Here is a 22017-nt window from a genome sequence, read left to right as displayed (position 1 = left end):
GACCGGATGCTTAAATGATTTTCGGGATCGGTGAAACCCGGTCCCTGGCCTTGTCAGCCGCCGTACACGTTACTCGGCAGCTTCCATTACAGCGCCGTCATCCATGGCTCTGTAGGTATACTGGTCGATGCGCTTTTCGATTTCCGGACGGAAATTACGGATCAGCGCCTGAACCGGCCACGCGGCCGCATCGCCGAGCGCGCAGATGGTATGGCCTTCGATCTGCTTCGTCACTTCGAACAGCATGTCGATTTCGCGTTTCTGTGCGTTGCCCTTGACCATGCGCTCGAGAACACGCCACATCCAGCCCGTGCCTTCACGGCAAGGGGTGCACTGGCCGCAGCTCTCATGCTTGAAGAAGGCCGCGATACGGGCAATCGCCTTGATGACGTCAGTCGACTTGTCCATGACGATCATGCCGCCGGTACCGAAGGACGACTTCACTTCGCGCATGCCGTCGAAGTCCATGATGGCGTCCTTCATGTCCTCACCGCGAACGATGGGGCAGGATGCGCCGCCTGGAATGACGCCGAGAAGATTGTCCCAGCCGCCGCGAATACCGCCACAGTGACGCTCGATCAGTTCCTTGAAGGACACACCCAGTGCATCCTCGAAGGTGCATGGGCGCTCGACATGGCCGGAGACCATGAACAGCTTGGTGCCGACATTGTTCGGACGGCCGATCGACGAGAACCAGGACGCACCGCGACGCAGGATCGTTGGCGCAACGGCAATCGACTCGACGTTGTTGACCGTGGTCGGGCAGCCATAAAGACCCATATTCGCCGGGAATGGCGGCTTCAGGCGCGGCTGGCCCTTCTTGCCTTCGAGGCTTTCGAGCAGTGCTGTTTCCTCGCCGCAGATATAGGCACCTGCGCCGTGGTGAACGTAGATGTCGAAATCCCAGCCGTTCTTGTTGTTTACGCCAAGCAAGCCGGCGTCATAGCACTCGTCGATGGCTGCCTGAAGCGCTTCGCGCTCACGCATATATTCGCCGCGCACATAGATATAAGCCGTGTGAGCGCCCATGGCGAAACCGGCAATCACGCAGCCTTCGATCAGCGTATGCGGATCGTGGCGCAGGATTTCGCGGTCCTTACAGGTGCCGGGCTCGGACTCGTCAGCGTTGACGACGAGGTAATGCGGGCGGCCATCGCTTTCCTTCGGCATGAAGGACCACTTCAAGCCGGTCGGGAAGCCCGCACCACCACGACCACGAAGGCCAGAAGCCTTCATCTCGTTGATGATCCAGTCACGGCCCTTTTCGATGATCTGCTTTGTGCCATCCCAATGGCCGCGCGCCATGTTGCCCTTAAGCGACTTGTCCTTAAGGCCGTAGAGATTGGTGAAGATACGATCTTGATCTTTCAGCATGGTTCAACCTCTCACTGCGACTTCTTGGCATCGCTGTTGGTGTCGGCAGCCTTGGCATTTTCCGCTGCAGCCTTAGGCTCCGTCGCAGGTGTCTTCAGCTTCGGATCTGTTTCAGGCGTATCCGTCTTCGGCTTTGCGGCGTTGGAAGGCGGCGTTTGCGCAGCGTCTGGCGCGGGCTCGTCCTTCTTGTCGAGATTGGAGCGATCCGGCTTGGTCTCTTCGGTCAGCGTCGTCAGCGGACCAACGGGTGCCGACAGATGACGGTCGATCTGCGGACCGGGCTTGACGGTATCGCCCTTGCCTGCTTCGAAAGCATCGATGATCTCTTCCAGGCGATGAGGCGTCAGATCCTCATAGGCGTCCTTGAAGATCATGACCATCGGCGCGTTGACGCAGGCGCCCTGACATTCCACTTCTTCCCAGGAGAGCGTGCCGCTCTCATTGGTGTGCAGCGGATCGTGATGAATCTTGTGGCGGCAGACATCCATCAGCGCTTCAGAGCCACGCAGCATACAAGGCGTCGTGCCACAAACCTGGATATGAGCCTTGGTGCCCACCGGCTTGATCTGGAACTGCGTATAGAATGTCGCCACTTCGAGAACGCGGATATAGGCCATATCCAGCATCTCGGCGACCTTCTCGATGGCGGCGCGGGTGACCCAGCCGTCCTGCTCCTGGGCGCGCATCAGCAGCGGGATGACCGCAGACTGCTGGCGTCCTTCCGGATATTTCTTGATCGTCTTTTCCGCCCACGTCGTGTTCTCCGCATTGAATGCGAAGTTTGCGGGCTGGACCTGATCTTCGGCTAGTCGACGAACGGACATACTTCCTCACGCCTCATCAATTTAACGACTCACACCGCGATCTCGCCACCGTGACGAACTCGCAAGCGTAAGCCGCTTTGTCTTTTTGCATAAACACAATGAATTTGCTGCCGTTGGGAAGCGAGGACTTGATCTCGTATCCCAGATCCAGCAGCTGCTTGATGGTGGAACTGCCGCCGCTTGCGCCAGACGAAACCTCGTTCGTCGCCGTTTGGGCGAAGAGCGGTCCCGTGGCTGCAAGCAAAGCCGATATGGCGAGCGGCAGACGCATCATCAGCGATCGACCTCCCCGAACACGATGTCGAGAGAGCCGAGAACGGCGGTCACGTCAGCGAGCTGGTGGCCCTTGCAGAGGAAGTCCATCGCCTGCAGGTGGGCATAGCCCGGAGCGCGGATCTTGCAACGATACGGCTTGTTGGTGCCATCGGCCACAACATAGACGCCGAATTCGCCCTTCGGCGCTTCGACGGCCGCATACACTTCGCCGGCCGGAACGTGATAGCCTTCGGTATAGAGCTTGAAGTGATGGATCAGTGCTTCCATCGAACGCTTCATCTCACCACGCTTCGGCGGCACGACCTTGCCGTCGAGCGACGAAACCGCACCGATGCGATGCTTGCCCGAGAGAAGCTCGACGCACTGCTTCATGATCTTCACCGATTCGCGCATTTCCTGCATGCGGATCAGGTAACGGTCGTAGCAGTCGCCATTCTTGCCGACCGGAATATCGAAGTCGAGATCGGAATAGCACTCGTAGGGCTGCGCACGGCGCAGGTCCCAGGCAGCACCCGAACCACGAACCATGACGCCGGTGAAACCCCAGGCGAACGCATCTTCGAGCGACACGACGCCGATATCGACGTTACGCTGCTTGTAGATGCGGTTGTCGGTGAGCAGGCCCTCGATGTTGTCGAGAACCGTGATGAACGGATCGCACCACTTGCCGATATCATCGACCAGTTCCTGCGGAATATCCTGGTGGACGCCGCCTGGACGGAAATAGGCAGCGTGCATGCGTGCACCGGACGCACGCTCGTAAAACACCATCAGCTTTTCGCGCTCTTCGAAGCCCCAGACCGGTGGCGTCATGGCACCGACGTCCATGGCCTGAGTCGTGACGTTCATGATGTGCGAGAGGATGCGGCCGATTTCGGAATAGAGAACGCGGATCAACTGACCGCGCATCGGGATTTCAAGCCCGAGCAGCCGTTCGACGGCAAGCGCAAAGGCGTGCTCCTGGTTCATCGGCGCGACGTAGTCGAGGCGATCGAAGTAAGGAACAGCCTGAAGATAGGTCTTGGCTTCGATCAGCTTTTCCGTGCCGCGATGCAGCAGGCCGATATGCGGATCGACGCGCTCAACGATTTCGCCGTCGAGTTCCAGAACGAGACGCAGCACGCCGTGCGCGGACGGATGTTCCGGACCGAAGTTGATCGTAAAATTGCGAACATTATGTTCAGTCATCAGTGTTGCTCCGCCGACGTGATCATGGCGATGAATTCGGGGCCGGTCATTTTCTTGGTGGCCTCGGCGAACGAATAGCTTGTCGGCTTTTCGTCAATGAAGATCTCGGATGCCAGCGTGAAGCTGGACGGATCGTTGAAGAGCTGGGCGGAAACGGCAAAATGCGCGCCATCTTTGGAGCGCCACATTACCGTGCTGCCGCATGTCTTGCAGAAGCAGCGCTCGCCCCACTCGGACGACGAATAGACGCCGAGCGCCTCAGCATTCTCTACAGAGACGGACTTGCATTCAACAGCGAGGAAAACACCGCCGGACCAGCGACGGCACATGGAGCAATGGCATGCACCCATTTCCCGGGCGCCGATCGTCACTTGCATGCGAACGGCGCCGCAAAGACATTGTCCCTGCTCTGTGGAAACTGCTTCGCTCATTGCTTGGCCTTTTCGTCACCCGGAAGAACGTAATCCGTTCCTTCCCAAGGCGAGAGGAAATCGAAGCTGCGGAATTCCTGCTTCAACTCCACGGGCTCGTAAAGAACGCGCTTTTGGACGTCATCGTAGCGCACTTCGACGAAACCGGTGAGCGGAAAATCCTTGCGAAGCGGATGACCTTCGAAGCCATAATCCGTCAGGATACGGCGAAGATCGGAATGGCCTTCAAACGGAATACCATACATGTCCCAGGCTTCGCGCTCGAACCACTCAGCGCCGTAGAAAACCGACGTCGCAGACGGTACGCCTTCGTCTTCGGCCACCTGCAGCTTGATGCGAACGCGCAGGTTCTGGCGCGGAGACAGCAGATGATAGACGACATCGAAGCGCTTTTCGCGCTGCGGCCAGTCAACGCCACAAATATCGATGATGTTGACGAACCCGCACTGCACATCGTCACGCAGGAAAGTCAGAAGCGCGATGATGTTTGCCGGCGTCGTGTTCAGCGTCAACTCGCCGTAAGCGATGGCATGCGACTCGATAAGAGAGCCGCGCGCTTCCTGCACATAGGCCGCGAAATCGTTAAGAGCTTCGCTCATTCTTCAGTCCTCTGCCCTTAACGCTCGATCGTGCCTGTGCGGCGGATTTTCTTCTGCAGCAGAAGCACGCCGTAAAGCAGCGCTTCCGCCGTGGGGGGACAGCCCGGCACGTAAATATCGACTGGCACAACACGGTCGCAACCGCGAACGACGGCGTAGGAATAGTGATAATAGCCGCCGCCATTGGCACAGGAGCCCATGGAGATGACGTAGCGCGGCTCCGGCATCTGGTCATAGACCTTGCGCAGTGCGGGCGCCATCTTGTTGGTGAGCGTGCCGGCAACGATCATGACGTCCGACTGGCGCGGTGAGGCGCGCGGGGCAACGCCGAAGCGCTCCATGTCGTAACGCGGACCGGAGGCCTGCATCAGACCTTCGACGGCGCAGCAGGCCAGACCGAACTGCATCCACATCAGCGAGCCGGTGCGCGCCCAGGTGATGAGCTCGTCGGTCGAGGTGACGAGAAAGCCCTTGTCGGCAAGCTCGTCATTGATTTCGCTGAAGTAAGCATCATCGCTACCGACCGGCTTGCCGGTCGATGGATCGATAATGCCCTTGGGCTTTTGCGCGACAAGCGTCGAGTCGTTTTGAACTACGCCCATTCCAGCGCTCCCTTCTTCCATTCATAGATGAAGCCGATGGTCAGAACGGCCAGAAACACCATCATGGACCAGAAACCGAACCAGCCGATTTCACCGAAGGAGACTGCCCACGGGAACAGGAAGGCGACTTCCAGGTCGAAGATGATGAAAAGGATCGAAACGAGATAGAATCGAATGTCAAACTTCATGCGCGCGTCGTCAAACGCGTTGAAGCCGCATTCGAATGCGGAAAGCTTCTCAGGATCGGGATTCTTGTAAGCAACCGCGAAAGGCGCGATCAACAGCGCCAGGCCGATGACGAGTGCGATACCGATGAAGATTGCGATCGGAATATAGGAACTGAGGAGTTCAGTCATTGTCTCTTCCTTGCCCGACCGAGCGTCGGGCACCCATTTGGAACTGACGTTCCGCAGGGCCGAATTGTGTTGCAACGCCGCAGTGGTTAGCGCAGCCGCGCCATCTCTGCAAGGGTTTAAGCACCTTTTCGCGCCAATCCCGCCACGGATTAGACACGGTAATGTCAAACAGCCGATGCTCTGGCCATTCGACATATAGCTAAATACTTAAGAAACATCGACAAAAATCGTTTAAACCGCTCTTTTAAATCGTCACATATTTTTGTGCCATGCGGTAACGTTTTATGACACCGGGGAAGAGCGAAAACTGGACTTTCCGGCGGAACAATTTGACCGGTTGAGTGAGGCGGAATGGGCTAAATCTTGCGGTGCAAACCGCGCCCTGCTGATGGCAGATATAGCAATGGAGGTAGAAAAAAGTGGCGCGAGTGACGGGGCTCGAACCCGCGACCTCCGGCGTGACAGGCCGGCACTCTAACCGACTGAGCTACACCCGCGCATGACGAACGCTCGGCGTTCGTAGAGTTCCGAGGGACAGGATGGCGCGAGTGACGGGGCTCGAACCCGCGACCTCCGGCGTGACAGGCCGGCACTCTAACCGACTGAGCTACACCCGCATCTCCTGACAGGAGGCTTTCACCTCGCTGCACGAACCGCCTCGGCTGTTCGTTGAGCGGCTAACTAAGGCGTTCGTGTGGGGGTGTCAAGCAGCTTTCACGACAAAAGAATAAGCTTGTGCATTTTGCCATGGGACCAGCTTCCAAAAGCCCGGCTTTCCGGGCAATCGATGAAGCACCTGCAATTGTGCACCTCAGGCATCTTATCCACAGACCGCGCTATTCCTCCTGGAGACCATCCTCGAGTCGCCACCAGTGATGCGAACCCCTGACGAGGGCGCCTCCCCTTCCCTTCTTCTAACATTGTGCCGTCTCGGACCTTAGCACGTCCAGATTTTCCTGTGCCTGACTCGTCATCGCGCGGAAAAGAAAGACTGGTCCATCCGAGGATAGAGTGGTGGCTGCGCTATCGCAGGCTTAAAAGGTCACTGGCGTCGAGCGGTTGAGTTTATCAGAACCAGCTGGCTGGTCCCTGGATTGTAAAGAGCTGATATAGCGTAGGAAATTTGCGTGGCTGCTAAATCACTTGCTTTTTGCACCGCGACAAAAAATCGGAAAAAACAAAAAAACTTCACAAAGGCTCTTGCGGTTTCCATCCGATCCGAATAGATCACGGCCACCGACGCGGCAGACACGACCTGCAAGACGCGAAGGGCGATTAGCTCAGTTGGTAGAGCGCCTCGTTTACACCGAGGATGTCGGGAGTTCGAGTCTCTCATCGCCCACCATTTTCTTCCCAGATGTCACCACTTAAAACTTAAATGGCTGCCTCTTCGACAGCCTTGATGTTGCGCTGTCTTGTCGAGCTCTGCTGGTGCTGTTGTGTGTCGCTCGATGATGATCCGAGCAACCGGCGATGCTTGAGCCAGCTCAGTTTGACACCGCGTTTGTCGCTCCACGCCCTGTCCCAGAATCTGACAGTTCGCTCATCGAGCGATTCAAGAATTATAAAGAGGTTTCGCACCATAAGTATCTCGTCGTCCTCATGATGAAGACGCGAGTAATGGGATGAACCATGTCAGTACACACGCTCGCCACCCTGGCGCTTATTGCCTTGCCGATTTATTTCTTTTTCCGATGGGTTCAGTACGATTCGGAGAATCAGGACAAGCAGCGATGAGCTTATGAAACTCACCTCACTTTAAAAAACGACGCCCTTTCCGACAGACGTTTTCGCATTGATCGAAGGTCATTCGCATGTGCCTTGTGGACAGCTTGCCGCCGCTCAAGTCCTATGCGTGCCCTCCCCCCAGCGAATCCCATCGGAGAAGAGCACCTTCGACGCCTGACGAAGCGTGGCGTGACATGCGCCCTGTGGGGCGCACAATGGACGCGTCTCACTTTTTGACTGTATGCATCGCCTTTCGAACATCGATTCCGATTTTCATGCCGATGCCTTAGGCGTTTAGCCATGGCACCGGGCGTAGCGCGCCCGGTGTGGTTGCAACTCCTCCTCACGAGACGACCACCGCTTCCTTGCCTGCTTCACGCAGCATGAGGAAGAGTGACGCGAAGAGGATAAGAGTGGCACCGAGCCAGAGATAGCCGCTCGGCGCGTAGCCAAACACCAGCCAGCCTGCGAGAACGTTCAACGGTAGCTTCAGATCGTCGAAGGGCTGCACGTAGGCCGCATCAGCGGCGTTGTAAGCGAGCGTCAGGAGATATTGCCCGAGCGCCGTCAGCAGCCCTGCCGCAACCAGCAGCCAGAGCGCAAGACCTTCCGGAACAGCAAAGCCAGAGGCTGCGGCGAGGCCCGCATTGATTGGCGTCAGCAGGACGAGGAGCCAGACGGTCACCGTCTCGGGCGGCTCGTGATGTGTGAGGTTCTTCATGATCAACGACGATCCACCCCACAGCAATGCGGAAAGCACAGGCAGCAGCGCGGCAATGGTAAAGCTGTCCGACCATGGCTGCAGGATGATCATCGCGCCGATGAAGCCCGTGAGTGTTGCAAGCCATCTGTCGCGGCCGACGGTTTCACCCAGGAAGAGCCGAGCGCCGATGATGATGAAGAAGGGGGAGGTCATGACAAGCGCGATCGCCTGCCAGATCGGCACTGTCACCAGCCCCGTCACCCAGGCCTGAACACCGAAAGCAGCAAGCAGGACACGGAAGATGTGGCGGAAGGGATAGTCGGTCTTCATTGCGCGCAGGCCTAGCCGAACCAGCAGGGGCAGCGAGAGGATGAGTGCGAAACCATATTGCCAGAAAGCTGTGGACGCCGGCGGAAAGCCGAGCGTCATTGCAAGTTCCTGGGTGACGACGTTGAGTGCGGCAAAGGCGATACCCGCCAGAACCATAAAACCGGCGCCGAGAACGGCCCGGGAGCGGAAGAGCGAAACGGAGCTCTGATTCATGTCATGTTTCCTTTTCCAAAGGACCAACACAAATCAGGACAGATGAGGACGACGGAAACCGCATCGGCAAGGACACGATGAAACGCGCACTGCCTCCCCCTGCTTTCGCAGATGAGAGCGCAGCCTGACCTCATTCTCTTTCATCCGGACTATACCGTCGGCTCCGGAGTTGCACCGGATCTGCTGACCCTGCCCTCTTTCGAAAACAGGCGCTCGCGGGCTTGGAGGTTTCCCTCTTACCGCCGGTGGGGAATTACACCCCGCCCTGAGAACGAATGCCGGAAGGACCGGCGGAATAGAAATATGGTACGCCAAGCCACAACGCAAGATGGTCAAAAAGAAAGCCCGGCGCGGAGGCCGGGCTTGCAGGATATCGAATTGTCATTGACCTCATGCGAGATGAGGTCGGGACGGATCAGCTGTTGACCGCGTCCTTCAGGCCCTTGCCTGCAGAGAACTTCGGGACGTTGCGAGCAGGAATATCGACCTCTTCGCGGGTCGCCGGGTTGCGGCCCTTGGTTGCCTTGCGGTGGCTGACGCTGAAGCTACCGAAGCCAGCGAGACGGATGTCGCCACCAGCCTTCAGTTCGTTCTGTACAGTTTCAAATACGGCGTCAACGGCAGAAGCGGCATCAGCCTTGGACAGGCCAGCCTTCTCGGCAACTGCGGAAACGAGCTCGTTCTTGTTCATGTTTCCATCCCTTTCAGTGGTATGAAACGACTCAAAATCAGGTCCGCGCAGAATAGAGTTCTATTTGCGCACCGCCACCCAAAAGCGATGGAATCGCCTGAAAAACAAGAGGTCTCGTGGTTTTTTCACAAAAAAGGCCGGCATTTCCGCCGGCCTTCCAGAAGTTCTGTGCTAATTTAGCATCATAGATCGCTCAAAATCTTAATGGGCGATCGTCTGGCCGCCGTCATCAACACCCTCAACAGTCGCAATCACCGGCGTTTCGATGCTGCCATCCCACTCGATAGGCTCGGGTTTACGGGTCAGAGCATGCTCAAGAACCTCACCCATGCGGGACACCGGAATGATCTCCATGCCGTTCTTCACATTGTCCGGAATGTCCGCCAGATCCTTGGCGTTCTCTTCCGGGATCAGCACCTTCTTGATGCCGCCGCGAAGCGCTGCAAGCAGCTTTTCCTTCAATCCACCGATCGGCAGGACACGACCGCGAAGCGTGATCTCGCCCGTCATCGCTACATCCTTCGAGACAGGAATACCTGTCATGATGGAGACGATGGCCGTTGCCATGGCGACACCTGCAGACGGACCGTCCTTCGGCGTCGCACCTTCCGGCACGTGCACGTGGATGTCGCTCTTGTCGAAGCGTGGAGGCTCGATGCCGAAATCGACCGCGCGCGAACGGACATAGGATGCCGCCGCCGAGATAGACTCCTTCATCACTTCCTTCAGGTTACCGGTCACGGTCATACGACCCTTGCCCGGCATCATCACGCCTTCGATGGTGAGCAATTCGCCACCCACTTCGGTCCAGGCCAGACCCGTTACGACGCCGACCTGATCCTCACGCTCTGCCTCGCCATGACGGAAGCGCGGCACCCCCAGATAGTCGTTGATGTTTTCAGCCGTGACTTCGACCGACTTGGTCTTGCCCTTGATGATCTCGGTGACGGCCTTGCGGGCGAGCTTCATCAGCTCACGTTCGAAGTTACGAACACCGGCTTCACGGGTGTACTGCTGGATGATGGCCATCAAGGCGCCATCCGTCACGGAGAATTCCTCCGGACGCAGGGCATGTTCCTTGATTGCCTTAGGCAGCAGGTGCCGCTTGGCGATCTCGCGCTTTTCGTCTTCGGTGTAACCGGCAATACGGATCACTTCCATACGGTCCATCAGAGGACCAGGAATATTGAGCGTGTTGGCGGTCGTCACGAACATTACGTCGGACAGATCGTATTCCACTTCCAGGTAGTGATCCATGAAGGTGGCGTTCTGTTCCGGATCCAGCACCTCGAGCAGAGCCGACGACGGGTCGCCACGGAAATCCATGCCCATCTTGTCGATTTCATCGAGCAGGAAGAGCGGGTTCGCCTTCTTGGCCTTCTTCATCGACTGGACGATCTTGCCCGGCATGGAGCCGATATAGGTCCGGCGGTGACCGCGGATTTCCGCTTCGTCACGAACGCCACCAAGCGCCATGCGAACATATTCGCGACCAGTTGCCTTGGCAATGGACTTCGCAAGCGAGGTCTTACCGACGCCTGGAGGTCCGACGAGGCACAGGATCGGGCCGCGAATCTTCGTCGCACGGGCCTGTACGGCCAGATATTCGACGATACGTTCCTTGACCTTGTCGAGGCCAAAGTGATCCAAATCCAGAACCTGCTCGGCAGCATTCAGATCAACCTTGACCTTGGACTTCTTGCCCCATGGAAGACCAAGCAGCCAGTCCAGATAGTTGCGCACGACGGTGGCTTCCGCCGACATCGGGCTCATCTGGCGAAGCTTCTTCATCTCCGCCTCGGCCTTTTCCTTGGCCTCCTTGGAGAGCTTGGTCTTGGCGACGCGTTCTTCCAGTTCGGCCATTTCGTCACGGCCGTCTTCGCCGTCGCCGAGTTCCTTCTGGATCGCCTTCATCTGCTCGTTCAAGTAATACTCGCGCTGGGTCTTCTCCATCTGGCGCTTGACCCGCGAGCGAATGCGCTTCTCAACCTGCAGAACGGAAATTTCGCCTTCCATGAAGCCAAGAGCCTTTTCCAAGCGCTGCTTCACGCTCACCGTTTCGAGCATTTCCTGCTTTTCGGTGATCTTGATGGAGAGGTGCGAGGCAACCGTATCGGCGAGCTTGGAGTAGTCGTCGATTTGTCCAGCAGCGCCAACCACTTCCGGCGAAATCTTCTTGTTGAGCTTTACGTAGCTTTCGAACTCGGACACCACGGAACGAGACAAAGCCTCGATCTCAACGGCATCTTCTTCCGGCTCGTGCAGGATCGTTGCGGTCGCTTCGTAGAAGTCTTCGCGGCCGGTGTATTCTTCGATCTGCGCGCGGCCCTTGCCCTCGACAAGAACCTTGACGGTACCGTCGGGCAGCTTCAGCAACTGAAGAACGTTGGCAACCGTGCCCACTTTGTGAATCGCAGACGGATCCGGATCGTCATCGCTCGCGTTGATCTGCGTGACAAGCATGATCTGTCTGTCGGAGCCCATGACCTCTTCCAGTGCGCGAATGGACTTTTCGCGTCCGACAAACAATGGAACGATCATATGTGGGAAAACGACAATGTCGCGCAGAGGAAGTACGGGATAGGTACCGCCAGATGCAGCAGACGTGATGTTCGTCATATCATTTCCTTTCCATGGTCCCTATTCGGGACGCTTGCCGGACGTCTTGGGAAGTTTCCGGCATATTCTTATTCGTGACTGAAAGTGGAGTTTCGCACTGTCATTTTCAAGTCACGGAAACCAGCAACCCGCTGTCTATCGTGGGGCCGCATACCTTTGAAAAAACGATGGGCGTGAATACGCTTTTTACTTTCCACCCCTGTCGAGCCCCACGAAGGTGGATTCGATGAGCGACCTTCACCAAAACGTCACGCCATCACACAAATCACTGGTAAGACTCTATCAGCAAAGCATAATCCGCTCCAACTCAAAATCGGATACGGTCACGGTTATTCGCTATTTCGAGGTTTAAAACAGAAAAAAGGCCCGCCAGTGGCGAGCCTCTTCCATTTGATTGCGATCAACTCTGGTAATCAGGCCGACACATTCGCCTTTTCGTCCTGACGATCGGCGTAGATGTAGAGCGGGCGAGCGAGGCCGCTGACGACCTCGTCCGAAATCACCACTTCGCGGACGCCTTCCAGCGTCGGCAGGTCGAACATCGTGTCGAGCAGGATCTTTTCCATGATCGAGCGCAGACCGCGGGCGCCTGTCTTACGGGTGATGGCCCGGCGGGCGATTTCACGAAGCGCGTCCTCGTGGAATGTCAGTTCAACATCTTCCATCTCGAACAGGCGCTGGTACTGCTTGACCAGAGCGTTCTTCGGCTCGGACAGGATCTGGATCAGCGCATCCTCGTCGAGATCCTCGAGCGTTGCCAGAACCGGCAGACGACCGATGAATTCAGGGATGAGACCGAACTTGACCAGATCTTCAGGCTCCAGTTCACGCAGCACTTCGCCAACGCGACGATCGTCTTCTGCCTTGACCGTCGCGCCGAAGCCGATGGATGTCTTCTCGCCACGGGCAGAGATGATCTTGTCGAGGCCAGCAAATGCGCCGCCGCAGATGAAGAGAATGTTGGTCGTATCCACCTGCAGGAATTCCTGCTGCGGATGCTTGCGACCACCCTGCGGAGGAACCGATGCGACCGTGCCTTCCATGATCTTCAGAAGCGCCTGCTGAACGCCTTCGCCCGATACGTCGCGCGTGATGGACGGATTGTCCGACTTGCGGGAAATCTTGTCCACCTCGTCGATATAGACGATACCGCGCTGGGCGCGCTCGACATTGTAGTCGGCAGCCTGGAGCAGCTTCAGAATGATGTTTTCGACGTCTTCACCGACATAACCGGCTTCGGTCAGTGTCGTTGCGTCCGCCATGGTGAAGGGAACATCGATGATGCGCGCGAGCGTCTGGGCAAGATAGGTTTTGCCGCAACCGGTCGGGCCAACCAGCATGATGTTCGATTTCGCCAGCTCGACATCGCCGTTCTTGGACGCGTGCGCGAGGCGCTTGTAATGGTTGTGAACGGCAACAGACAGGATCTTCTTCGCCTGTTTCTGGCCGATGACGTATTCGTCGAGGATCTTGATGATGTCCTGCGGGGTGGGAACACCCTCACGCGACTTCACCATCGAACTCTTGTTCTCCTCGCGGATGATGTCCATGCACAATTCGACGCATTCATCGCAGATGAACACTGTCGGCCCGGCAATCAGCTTCCGGACTTCGTGCTGGCTCTTGCCGCAGAATGAACAATAGAGTGTATTTTTCGAGTCGCCGCCGTTGCTGCCGCTGACTTTGCTCATATCTCTTTCCTTCCAGCACGCCGCAGGTCCGCAAAGCGGATCGCGGTCAACTTACCGCCTGCAAATGCGACTGCCATTTCGGGCTTTCGCATCCGCTTCGTTCCCGGGGTACTAGCCGTATCAGATATATGAACTGACGCACGGCGGCAACGAATTCCCCTTAAAACCCCGGAACACGCGTGCTCCGGTATGTCTCCGATGCTCTCCCTCAAAGCTTTACGTCGTTCGGGAGAGCTTGGTTCAGACTACGTCATAAAAATTCAACATAGCCTTAATATGTACTATTATCGCTTTATTCGCCGGTTTAAAGCCCAGAATTACGATCAGGCCAATAAACCGGCATCGTCAAGCAGTCGCTTTAATTCGCGGAAACGCCTTCGATTTCCTGGCGAGAGGTGAGGATCTTGTCGATCACGCCCCAGTCCTTCGCTTCTCCGGCATCCATAAAATGGTCGCGATCGAGCGTCTTTTCAACGTCTTCCAACGTACGGCCAGTGTGCTTCACATAGACTTCGTTCAGGCGACGCTTCATCTTGATGATGTCTCGGGCATGACGCTCGATGTCGGATGCCTGGCCCTGGAAGCCGCCGGACGGCTGGTGAACCATGATGCGGGCGTTGGGCGTTGCAAAGCGCATGCCCTTTTCGCCGGCTGCCAGAAGCAGCGAGCCCATCGAGGCCGCCTGGCCAACGCAAAGCGTGGAGACGGCAGGACGGATGAACTGCATCGTGTCATAGATCGCCATGCCGGCGGTTACGACACCGCCCGGGGAATTGATGTAGAGCGCGATTTCCTTCTTCGGGTTTTCGGCCTCGAGGAACAGAAGCTGGGCGCAAACGAGCGAAGCCATGTGATCTTCGACAGGACCTGTCAGGAAGATGATGCGCTCTTTGAGAAGACGGGAGTAGATGTCATAGGAGCGCTCACCGCGGTTGGTTTGCTCCACGACCATCGGCACCAGAGCCATGGCGGTATCAACTGGATTTGTCATGTCCGTCCTTTATCCAATTCTAGCCCGGAAGCTCCGAGCGCCCGGAATCATTATTCGTCAACTCACTACATAGAGTGTCCTTGGTCGGCACTTCAAGACTGAGGCAGTGGATATCCTTAATAGCGAGGCCAATTCTTGCACCGCTTTAAAGATGAAATCCCTTGCAGACCAGCCTCTCGTGGCTTGCGCCGGTTCCTGATCAACGACGAACAGCCGGACTGGTCAACAAGCGGTTAAGCGGAACGAGAGGTGACGAATTCTTTACGTAACGTAAGGAAGATACTTTGCGTGAGAGTTTTTCGTTGAAAGTTGCCTGTCGCAGGACTACACGTCGAAGTGGCGTTCTCGACCATACTCCTCGATCACACTCGACGGTCAGACGAAGCGACTCGTTGAAATTTAACTAGGATTGAGCTGTGTTCCAGGCCCAAACAGGCATGCTTCTCTGGTCGTTGGAAACATCGACTCTCGCTGCATTGCTGGCCGTGCTCTGGCTTCATTCGTCCTCCAAGAAACATCACCTGTTTTTCGCCTGCGGTTTTGCGGCTGTGGGCGCCGGTTCTGCGCTCGTAGCGCAACGGGGTTATCTCGCTGATTTCTGGACGATCACCGTTGGCAACACGCTTGCGCTTTCGGCCTTCGGCTTTTGGCTCGCCGGCCTGCTTCGCCTTGAACAGCGGAAGATCGAGGGGTGGATTTTCATTCCACCGCTTTTGTGGCTGGCCTTCATGTTTCTGCCGGCGGTGTACGACAGCATGCTGGCACGCGTTCTCGTCTATCATGGCTGCGCGGCAGTCGGTTACTTCACCATCGCCGGCGTCGTGCTGACCTCCAAAGAGCCGGTCTCAACGACGCGCAAGATCTTTGCCGTAGCCCTCGTCGTGCACGCGCTGATCGGTCCTCTGACCGCAGCCCTGATCATTCCCTACGATTCGCTTGCCGGCCAGACGCTGCCGCTGACAGCACCGGTCGCCTACTCGGCCGCTTTCAGCTTCGTCGTGCTGATGATGATTGCCTTGAAGATGTTCATGGAGGACAATGAGCGGCGATTGCACCGTCTTTCAATAACCGATCATCTGACAGGCGTTCTTAACAGGCGCGGACTGATGGAAGCCTATTCTGAGATCAGGAAGGCGCCGGAACATCGCTCATCACAACTCCTGCTTGCTTTGTTCGACATAGATCATTTCAAGAAAATCAACGACCGCCATGGTCACCAGTGCGGTGACGAGGTGCTGGTTCAGTTCTGCGATCTCGTCAATCGCATCGTCGGCAAAAAGGGCATCTTCGTGCGCATGGGCGGCGAAGAGTTTGCCTATCTGCTGCCCCACGACGATCTGAACGCTGCGCTGAGGGTCGTCGATGGCGTGCGTGTCTATTTCGCTCGTCTGTCCACCGAGGGAAGAGAGGAAAGCTTTACCTCCACGGTGAGTATCGGCATCTACTCTGCCCCGATCGCGGAGGCGGAACTGGATCTGATGCTGAAGATGGCGGACCGGGCGCTATATGCAGCGAAATCCGCAGGCCGCAATCGCACGGTCGTCAATGACGGCATTGCCAATGTCGTGCTCCCGGCCGACGACCGCGGCGAAGACCCGCATGACAACAATGCCGACCGGCAGGTTGCGGCACTCAACCGCATCGCGGCTATGGGTAGCAACTGACTGCCTATTCTCAGTCTCGCCTCTCTTTCCCGTCGGCTTTGTTTTCGCTAGAGCGCCGTGCGTCCTTTAGGACGCACAAAGGACGCTCTAACTTTTTGAATCTACGCATCGTGCTTTCCGAAAATCGATTCCGATTTTCGGGCCGATGCTGTAGAGGTTGGGCATGAACACGATGCCCGACTTTCTCCACATCGACGCGCAACAGCGCTCCGTTTCGCTCGACGCTCGTAACCCGGCGTTTTATGGCAATCCAAACGCCACATACGCTCTTTTCCACGCACACTGTCCAACCTTCTACTGGAAGGAACAGAAGCAATGGTTCTTCACCGGTTATGATCACGTCAACGCGCTGTTGCGTGACCGTCGCTTCGGGCGCCAGATCCTTCACATCGCAACACGCGAAGAACTCGGCCTGCCCGAGCCGCTCGAACACACTCAGAATTTCGATGCAGCAGAGCGTCATTCCCTGCTCGAGATCGAGCCATCGGAACACACCCGGCTGCGCACCCTGGTGAACCGTGCCTTCGTCTCCCGCCACGTGGAGAAGATGAAGCCTGAGATCGAGACGCTGGCCCACCGGCTTATCGACCGCTTCGAAAAGGATGGTCAAACGGAGCTTCTCTCCTCTTTTGCCGATATCATTCCCGTGACGATGATTGCCAGGATGATCGGGATCCCTGAGGAGATGGGACCGCAGCTGCTCAAATGGTCGCATGCCTATGTCGGCATGTACATGTTCAAGCGCAGCCGCGAAGATGAGCTTGCCGCCGACCGCGCGGCCAAGGAATTCGCCGATTATGTGCGCAGCGTGATTGCCGAACGCCGGGCTGAGCCGAAGGACGATCTGCTCAGCCACATGATCCATACGGAGCATAAGGGCCAGTTTCTGACCGATGATGAACTGATCTCCACAACGATCGTCCTTCTCAACGCCGGCCACGAAGCAACCGTCCACCAGATCGGCAACTCGGTGCGCGTCATTCTGGAAAGCGGGCTCAACCCTCAATCGCTCTTCGGCGACGAGAAGACGACCGAACGGACCGTGGAAGAGACGCTTCGCATCGGTGCACCCGTCCATATCTTCCAGCGCTGGGCTCTGGAGCCGGTGGAAATCGATGGCGTAAAATTCGAGCGGGGCGACAAGGTCAGCCTCATCCTCGCCGCCGCCAATCTCGATCCGCTAAAATTCAGCGATCCCCTCACCTTCAAGCCGGATCGTGCCGAGGCCCCGAATCTCTCCTTTGGTGCGGGCATCCATTTCTGCATCGGCGCGCCGCTGGCGCGGTTGGAACTGAATATCGTCCTGCCTCTGCTCTTCCAGCGCCTGCCGCATCTCAAGCTGGCGAGCCAGCCGAATGTCAAGGACGTCTATCACTTTCACGGCCTGGAACGGCTCGACCTCACTTGGTGAGGTCGTCTTCTCCCTGCGCGTAACGGTTCATCAGCGTTTCGATCGCTTGACGCATGGCGTCTCGCAAGTCCGGCGGGTCGATCACTTCGACCTCCGGCCCCAACTTCAACATTTCATGCATGGCCATACGCCTATGCGCCACCGGCAGCCGCACCGTCTGCCACCCAGCCTCGTCGGCCTCTGCAACAAAACCGATATTGGCGCGGACATAAGGTGGAGCGGTATGCTCGATCTCTTTCAAGCCGTGGGGTGAAATTCGTATCGTCGCCCAGTTCGGATAAAGATCGAGCTCGAGCCTTCTCGTGTTCTCGTTCCAATAGTCCGCCAGGTCGAAACCCTTCGGCCAGTCGAAGCCTTCATCGGTCACGATGAGATCGAGGACGCGGGATATGCGGTAGGTGCGGGGTGTGTTGTCAACGCTTGCGACGACGTACCAGGCACCACCCTTCATGACGATGCCAAGCGGATCTGCGACCCGGTTTTTCTCAGCCGTCCATGACCGATAGCGGATGCGGATGCGCTTGGAACTCCAGACGGCACCGGCGATGGCTTGCAGATAATGCGGCTGCTCTCCTTCGGCGAGCCAAGTTGGTGCATCAAGATAGAATTTCGTCTGCAGGCGTCGCGCGCTTTCGCGCAAATCCTCCGGCAAGGCGGCCGTCAGTTTCTTCTGCGCGCCCGCCATCAGCGCCCCCAAGCCGAGATCTGCGGCAGCGCCGGGAATACCCGACAGAAACATGGCTTCCGCCTCGGACGGTGTCAGCCCGTTGAGGCGCACACGATACCCATCAAGAAGACGATACCCGCCATCCGAGCCTCGTTCGCTGTAGACTGGGACACCTGAGAGCGAAAGCGCATCGATATCGCGATAGATCGTTCGCACAGAGACATCGTTCTCCGCAGCCAGCACTTCAGCCGTCACCAGCCCTTTCGCTTGAAGGGTGGTGAGGATGTTGATCAGCCGGCTCGCACGCATCGAAAAATCCCGTTTCTCGATCTATGTGTAATCCAACCTGACATGATCTGACAGGTATGGAAGCGCAATCTCTCGTCATCGCGAAATCGCGAGATTAATCAGCACGGGAGACGACCGATGACGACGAACCAAGAAATCACACTTTTCTACTCACCGCAGACACGTGCCACCGGTACCCGCATCTTGCTGGAGGAGTTGAACGTGCCTTATGAGCTGCACGTCCTGAACATGAAGGCAGGCGAACAAAGACGGCCGGAGTATTTGACCATCAACCCGCTCGGCAAGGTGCCGGCGGTGCGCGCCGGTGATACGCTTATCACCGAACAGGGCGCGATTTATCTCTATCTCGCCGACCTATTCCCACAAGCCGGGCTTGCCCCTTCCCTCACCGACCCGGATCGTGGCGCCTATGTCCGTTGGCTGTTCATCTATGGCAGCTGTTTTGAACCGGCCATCTATGACCGCTATATGAAACGCGAGCCGGGCTCTCTCAATGAAACACCCTATGCGAGTTACGACTCGCTGATCGACATGCTGGAAGTGCAGCTGGAGAAGAGACCCTACCTGCTTGGCGAGCGGTTCACGGCCGCCGATCTTCTGTGGGGGATAGCGCTTACCTGGACGACGATGTTCGGCCTTGTGGAAGCCCGGCCCGCCTTTCAGCGCTACATGGATCGCATCGGTGCTCGTCAGAGCGTGCAGACAGTGACCGCCGATGACGCCACCATGGCCGCAGAGCATGAAGCTGCCGCCGCCGCGCTGAGCAAGCCAATGTCGTGATGAGCAAGGGAGACGATGCGTGTGGCCGCGGCTGGTCTATAGCCGGACTACATAGTCCTTTCGCGTCGTCTCTACCACTTCCCAGGTGCCTTTAAAGCCTGGACGGATGATCTGGCGATCGCCCGCTTTCAGGTGGATAGGTTCTCCACCATCCACCGTCAGAATCGAGTGGCCCTCCAGAATGTTGAAGTACTCCCATTCATCATACTCCACCCGCCACTTGCCGGGTGTCGATTGCCAGATGCCGGCATAGAGACCGCCTTCGGCCTCCTCCAGGTTCCAGCTGGTGAATTTCGGATCGCCAGCAATCAGCCTGTCGGGCGCCGGAGCGCCCTCCTCCGGCTGAATGGTGGAAAGATCGCCGTCAGGCTTGAAATTCAGTGTCAGGGCCATGGGCGATCTTGTCCTCTCGTGTTGTGGCTTCTCAAGTTTTTCGGTCGTCAGATCTTTGCCAGCGACTGCTCCAGGTCAGCGATGATGTCCTTGACATCCTCGATGCCGATAGAAAGACGCACCACGTCTGGACCCGCACCCGCCGCAACCTGCTGCTCGGGCGTCAGCTGAGCATGGGTCGTTGATGCAGGGTGGATGACGAGAGAGCGGGTATCGCCGATATTGGCAAGGTGCGAGAAGAGCTGCAATCCTTCCACCAGCGATTTACCGGCCTGGTATCCGCCTTTCACACCGAAGGTGAAGACGGACCCCGCGCCTTTTGGTGAATAGCGTTGCTGCAGAGCGTGATTGTCGCTGTCTTCCAGCCCCGCATAATGCACCCAACCGATCTTCGAATGCGCCTTCAGCCATTTGGCAACCGCAAGCGCATTGTCCGAGTGGCGCTGGACGCGCAGCGGCAGCGTTTCGATGCCGGTGAGAATCAGGAAGGCGTTGAAGGGGGAAATCGAAGGTCCGAGATCGCGAAGGCCGAGAACGCGGGTGGCAATGGCAAAGGCGAAATTGCCGAAGGTCTGGTGCAGGACGACACCCGAATATTCCGGACGCGGCTGCGAGAGAGCCGGAAACTTGTCCGATGCGGACCAGTCAAATGTACCGCCATCGACGATGATGCCGCCCATGGAGTTGCCATGGCCTCCGAGAAACTTGGTCAGCGAGTGGACGACGATGTCGGCACCGTGTTCGATCGGCCGAATGAGATAGGGGCTCGCCATTGTGTTGTCGACGATCAGTGGCAGCCCATGCCTGTGCGCCACCTCTGCAATGGCAGAGATATCGACAAATGTGCCGCCGGGATTGGCGAGGCTCTCGATGAAGATCGCCTTCGTCTTCTCATCGATTTGGGCTTCGAATTTCGCAGGATCAGCGGCATCCGCCCAGCGCACCTGCCAGCCGAAGTTTTGGAAGGAGTGGCCGAACTGGTTGATCGAGCCGCCATAAAGCTGGCGGGCGGCCACGAAGTTGTCTCCGGATTGCAGAAGCGTGTGGAAGACCAGCAACTGTGCTGCGTGGCCCGACGCCACGGCGAGCGCCGCGGTTCCGCCCTCAAGGGCTGCAACGCGCTCTTCGAGAACCGCCTGCGTCGGGTTCATGATGCGCGTGTAGATATTGCCGAACTCCTTCAGGCCGAAAAGCGCTGCCGCATGGTCGGAATCACGGAACGCGTAGGCCGTGGTCTGGTAGATCGGCGTGGCGCGCGCGCCAGTGGTCGGGTCTGGCTGCGCACCGGCGTGGATAGCAAGGGTAGAAAAGCCCGGCGTGTGGTCTGACATGGTGTCCCTCCGACTGTCTTTTTAAACGAGCACAGAAAGGATCATATCGCTTCGACGGCGAAAGATAAGTGCGAACTATCCTAACTATCGTCCGATATTGAGACGAGGATGCTCAATGGCCGGGCAGCGATCCATGATCACTTCCACGCCGTAATGCTCCCCCTTCGCCGCGGCATCATAATCTTTCACGCCCAATTGTGCCCAGACGACCTTGGGGCGGGGCGACATGTGGATCACCTCTTCCATGACGCCTGAGAGATATTCCGATGCGCGGAACACATCGACCATGTCGACGGGCTCAGGAATATCAGCGAGCTTGGCATAGACCTTTTGCCCAAGGATTTCCTTGCCCTCATGGCCTGGATTGACCGGGAAAACCTTGTAGCCCTTCGAAAGAAGAAACGACATGACGCCATGGCTGGGGCGTGCGGAATTTGGAGAAGCGCCAACCAGCGCGATCGTTGTCGTGTCGGTCAAAATGCGACGAATGTCCTCGTCGGTATAATTGTCGTGATCCATGATCGTCATCCTCCCTTTGGTGGCTGATCCAACTCTAGATCGAGATGGTAACGGATAAAGCATGAATTCCCTGGCGCAGAAAAGGATGCGTAAATTTGCATCTCGCGCTGCCCTTTAATACGGCAACAGGCCAAATGCCCGATCGTACCGCCTTTGTTCGAACTTCGTTCACCATCACTTTAGCAACTACTTATAGTTACATTAGCAATTTACGTCGCGTCTATAACAAATCCCAATCTGAAACGTTTGAGCTTCAATAAAAACAAAGTTTCAGTGACGATCTTACTTTTTTGGATGTTTGATGAAGTACTTCATGCATTCTTGGGT

The 22017-nt window shown here is 57.1% G+C and carries 19 protein-coding genes, 3 tRNA genes, 1 pseudogene and 1 riboswitch; of the genes and pseudogenes, 4 read left to right on the top strand and 19 right to left on the bottom strand.

Going from position 1 to position 22017, the window contains the following annotated elements; all coding sequences use genetic code 11:
* Window positions 1–69: 69 nt before the first annotated feature.
* From nuoF to EYC79_RS05825, 10 genes and pseudogenes are all read right to left on the bottom strand, one after another.
* Window positions 70–1374 (bottom strand): NADH-quinone oxidoreductase subunit NuoF, encoded by a 1305-nt coding sequence (gene nuoF / locus EYC79_RS05870; RefSeq protein ID WP_062425536.1) that lies wholly within the window; start codon window positions 1372–1374, stop codon window positions 70–72.
* Between the two features lie 38 nt (window positions 1375–1412).
* A pseudogene (nuoE, locus tag EYC79_RS05865) lies at window positions 1413–2198 on the bottom strand (NADH-quinone oxidoreductase subunit NuoE); the annotation flags it as partial.
* Between the two features lie 16 nt (window positions 2199–2214).
* Entirely contained in the window at window positions 2215–2469 is a 255-nt protein-coding gene (locus tag EYC79_RS05860) for a hypothetical protein (protein ID WP_062426132.1), read from the bottom strand.
* 2 nt (window positions 2470–2471) lie between these two features.
* A complete protein-coding gene (locus tag EYC79_RS05855) occupies window positions 2472–3662 on the bottom strand; it encodes an NADH-quinone oxidoreductase subunit D (RefSeq protein WP_062425538.1) in 1191 nt (396 codons plus the stop codon).
* On the bottom strand, window positions 3662–4093 hold the full coding sequence (locus tag EYC79_RS05850) for a GFA family protein (protein ID WP_113260735.1): 432 nt from the start codon (window positions 4091–4093) through the stop codon (window positions 3662–3664). The genes EYC79_RS05855 and EYC79_RS05850 overlap by 1 nt, the downstream gene beginning before the upstream one ends.
* Window positions 4090–4692: an NADH-quinone oxidoreductase subunit C gene (locus EYC79_RS05845; RefSeq protein ID WP_111847870.1), complete on the bottom strand. Its 603-nt coding sequence runs from the start codon at window positions 4690–4692 to the stop codon at window positions 4090–4092. The genes EYC79_RS05850 and EYC79_RS05845 overlap by 4 nt, the downstream gene beginning before the upstream one ends.
* A 17-nt stretch (window positions 4693–4709) precedes the next feature.
* Window positions 4710–5294, bottom strand: coding sequence for a NuoB/complex I 20 kDa subunit family protein (locus EYC79_RS05840; RefSeq protein WP_062437779.1), 585 nt, complete (start codon window positions 5292–5294; stop codon window positions 4710–4712).
* A complete protein-coding gene (locus EYC79_RS05835) occupies window positions 5285–5650 on the bottom strand; it encodes an NADH-quinone oxidoreductase subunit A (RefSeq protein WP_062425542.1) in 366 nt (121 codons plus the stop codon). Before EYC79_RS05835 ends, EYC79_RS05840 begins: the two co-directional genes overlap by 10 nt.
* A gap of 420 nt (window positions 5651–6070) precedes the next feature.
* Window positions 6071–6147: transfer RNA gene (locus EYC79_RS05830), tRNA-Asp, on the bottom strand.
* A 43-nt stretch (window positions 6148–6190) separates the two neighbouring features.
* Window positions 6191–6267 (bottom strand) — tRNA-Asp (locus EYC79_RS05825).
* A 652-nt stretch (window positions 6268–6919) separates the two neighbouring features.
* Between EYC79_RS05825 and EYC79_RS05820 the strand changes: the two genes are divergently transcribed.
* Window positions 6920–6995: transfer RNA gene (locus EYC79_RS05820), tRNA-Val, on the top strand.
* A gap of 726 nt (window positions 6996–7721) precedes the next feature.
* Here EYC79_RS05820 and EYC79_RS05815 read toward each other — a convergent pair.
* The 5 genes from EYC79_RS05815 to clpP all read right to left on the bottom strand — a co-directional run bounded on the left by EYC79_RS05815 (window position 7722) and on the right by clpP (window position 14616).
* On the bottom strand, window positions 7722–8624 hold the full coding sequence (locus tag EYC79_RS05815; RefSeq protein WP_130977425.1) for a DMT family transporter: 903 nt from the start codon (window positions 8622–8624) through the stop codon (window positions 7722–7724).
* Window positions 8625–8752: 128 nt separating this feature from the next.
* Window positions 8753–8901, bottom strand: a riboswitch (FMN riboswitch).
* 138 nt (window positions 8902–9039) lie between these two features.
* Window positions 9040–9315, bottom strand: coding sequence for a DNA-binding protein HupB (gene hupB, locus EYC79_RS05810; protein WP_062425544.1), 276 nt, complete (start codon window positions 9313–9315; stop codon window positions 9040–9042).
* Window positions 9316–9516: 201 nt separating this feature from the next.
* Window positions 9517–11934 (bottom strand): endopeptidase La, encoded by a 2418-nt coding sequence (gene lon, locus EYC79_RS05805; protein ID WP_062425545.1) that lies wholly within the window; start codon window positions 11932–11934, stop codon window positions 9517–9519.
* A 413-nt stretch (window positions 11935–12347) separates the two neighbouring features.
* On the bottom strand, window positions 12348–13625 hold the full coding sequence (clpX, locus tag EYC79_RS05800; RefSeq protein WP_062425546.1) for an ATP-dependent Clp protease ATP-binding subunit ClpX: 1278 nt from the start codon (window positions 13623–13625) through the stop codon (window positions 12348–12350).
* A 358-nt stretch (window positions 13626–13983) separates the two neighbouring features.
* Entirely contained in the window at window positions 13984–14616 is a 633-nt protein-coding gene (gene clpP / locus EYC79_RS05795; RefSeq protein ID WP_062437784.1) for an ATP-dependent Clp endopeptidase proteolytic subunit ClpP, read from the bottom strand.
* A 416-nt stretch (window positions 14617–15032) separates the two neighbouring features.
* Between clpP and EYC79_RS05790 the strand changes: the two genes are divergently transcribed.
* Complete coding sequence (locus EYC79_RS05790) at window positions 15033–16280, top strand: GGDEF domain-containing protein (protein WP_130977424.1); 1248 nt, start codon at window positions 15033–15035, stop codon at window positions 16278–16280.
* Window positions 16281–16443: 163 nt separating this feature from the next.
* Window positions 16444–17691, top strand: coding sequence for a cytochrome P450 (locus EYC79_RS05785; protein WP_130977423.1), 1248 nt, complete (start codon window positions 16444–16446; stop codon window positions 17689–17691).
* On the opposite strand, the gene EYC79_RS05780 is transcribed toward EYC79_RS05785, so the two are convergent.
* A complete protein-coding gene (locus tag EYC79_RS05780; RefSeq protein WP_130977422.1) occupies window positions 17681–18667 on the bottom strand; it encodes a helix-turn-helix transcriptional regulator in 987 nt (328 codons plus the stop codon). The two genes, EYC79_RS05785 and EYC79_RS05780, sit on opposite strands and share 11 nt — an antisense overlap.
* Window positions 18668–18784: 117 nt before the next feature.
* Here EYC79_RS05780 and EYC79_RS05775 point away from each other — a divergent pair, with 117 nt between their 5' ends.
* Window positions 18785–19447, top strand: a complete 663-nt coding sequence (locus tag EYC79_RS05775) for a glutathione S-transferase family protein (RefSeq protein WP_130977421.1) — start codon at window positions 18785–18787, stop codon at window positions 19445–19447.
* Window positions 19448–19483: 36 nt separating this feature from the next.
* On the opposite strand, the gene EYC79_RS05770 is transcribed toward EYC79_RS05775, so the two are convergent.
* The 3 genes from EYC79_RS05770 to EYC79_RS05760 form a co-directional block, all read right to left on the bottom strand.
* Window positions 19484–19840 carry a cupin domain-containing protein gene (locus EYC79_RS05770; protein ID WP_130977420.1) on the bottom strand — a complete coding sequence of 119 codons (357 nt, stop codon included), beginning with the start codon at window positions 19838–19840 and terminating at the stop codon, window positions 19484–19486.
* Between the two features lie 47 nt (window positions 19841–19887).
* Entirely contained in the window at window positions 19888–21171 is a 1284-nt protein-coding gene (locus EYC79_RS05765) for an O-acetylhomoserine aminocarboxypropyltransferase (RefSeq protein WP_130977419.1), read from the bottom strand.
* 84 nt (window positions 21172–21255) lie between these two features.
* Window positions 21256–21690: a CoA-binding protein gene (locus EYC79_RS05760; RefSeq protein WP_113272303.1), complete on the bottom strand. Its 435-nt coding sequence runs from the start codon at window positions 21688–21690 to the stop codon at window positions 21256–21258.
* Window positions 21691–22017 lie beyond the last annotated feature (327 nt).

Source organism: Agrobacterium cavarae (assembly GCF_004310285.1).
GTDB classification, from domain to species: domain Bacteria; phylum Pseudomonadota; class Alphaproteobacteria; order Rhizobiales; family Rhizobiaceae; genus Agrobacterium; species Agrobacterium cavarae.
This window is presented reverse-complemented; position numbering and strand designations above follow the sequence as displayed.

Coding starts and splice junctions, on each gene's coding strand:
- EYC79_RS05835 (WP_062425542.1), bottom strand. CDS start 5,650: ATGACTGAACTCCTCAGTTCCTATATTCCGATCGCAATCTTCATCGGT.
- nuoF (WP_062425536.1), bottom strand. CDS start 1,374: ATGCTGAAAGATCAAGATCGTATCTTCACCAATCTCTACGGCCTTAAG.
- lon (WP_062425545.1), bottom strand. CDS start 11,934: ATGACGAACATCACGTCTGCTGCATCTGGCGGTACCTATCCCGTACTT.
- EYC79_RS05845 (WP_111847870.1), bottom strand. CDS start 4,692: ATGAGCGAAGCTCTTAACGATTTCGCGGCCTATGTGCAGGAAGCGCGC.
- EYC79_RS05760 (WP_113272303.1), bottom strand. CDS start 21,690: ATGGATCACGACAATTATACCGACGAGGACATTCGTCGCATTTTGACC.
- EYC79_RS05765 (WP_130977419.1), bottom strand. CDS start 21,171: ATGTCAGACCACACGCCGGGCTTTTCTACCCTTGCTATCCACGCCGGT.
- EYC79_RS05780 (WP_130977422.1), bottom strand. CDS start 18,667: ATGCGTGCGAGCCGGCTGATCAACATCCTCACCACCCTTCAAGCGAAA.
- EYC79_RS05815 (WP_130977425.1), bottom strand. CDS start 8,624: ATGAATCAGAGCTCCGTTTCGCTCTTCCGCTCCCGGGCCGTTCTCGGC.
- clpX (WP_062425546.1), bottom strand. CDS start 13,625: ATGAGCAAAGTCAGCGGCAGCAACGGCGGCGACTCGAAAAATACACTC.
- EYC79_RS05850 (WP_113260735.1), bottom strand. CDS start 4,093: ATGAGCGAAGCAGTTTCCACAGAGCAGGGACAATGTCTTTGCGGCGCC.
- hupB (WP_062425544.1), bottom strand. CDS start 9,315: ATGAACAAGAACGAGCTCGTTTCCGCAGTTGCCGAGAAGGCTGGCCTG.
- clpP (WP_062437784.1), bottom strand. CDS start 14,616: ATGACAAATCCAGTTGATACCGCCATGGCTCTGGTGCCGATGGTCGTG.
- EYC79_RS05855 (WP_062425538.1), bottom strand. CDS start 3,662: ATGACTGAACATAATGTTCGCAATTTTACGATCAACTTCGGTCCGGAA.
- EYC79_RS05770 (WP_130977420.1), bottom strand. CDS start 19,840: ATGGCCCTGACACTGAATTTCAAGCCTGACGGCGATCTTTCCACCATT.
- EYC79_RS05860 (WP_062426132.1), bottom strand. CDS start 2,469: ATGCGTCTGCCGCTCGCCATATCGGCTTTGCTTGCAGCCACGGGACCG.
- EYC79_RS05785 (WP_130977423.1), top strand. CDS start 16,444: ATGAACACGATGCCCGACTTTCTCCACATCGACGCGCAACAGCGCTCC.
- EYC79_RS05775 (WP_130977421.1), top strand. CDS start 18,785: ATGACGACGAACCAAGAAATCACACTTTTCTACTCACCGCAGACACGT.
- EYC79_RS05840 (WP_062437779.1), bottom strand. CDS start 5,294: ATGGGCGTAGTTCAAAACGACTCGACGCTTGTCGCGCAAAAGCCCAAG.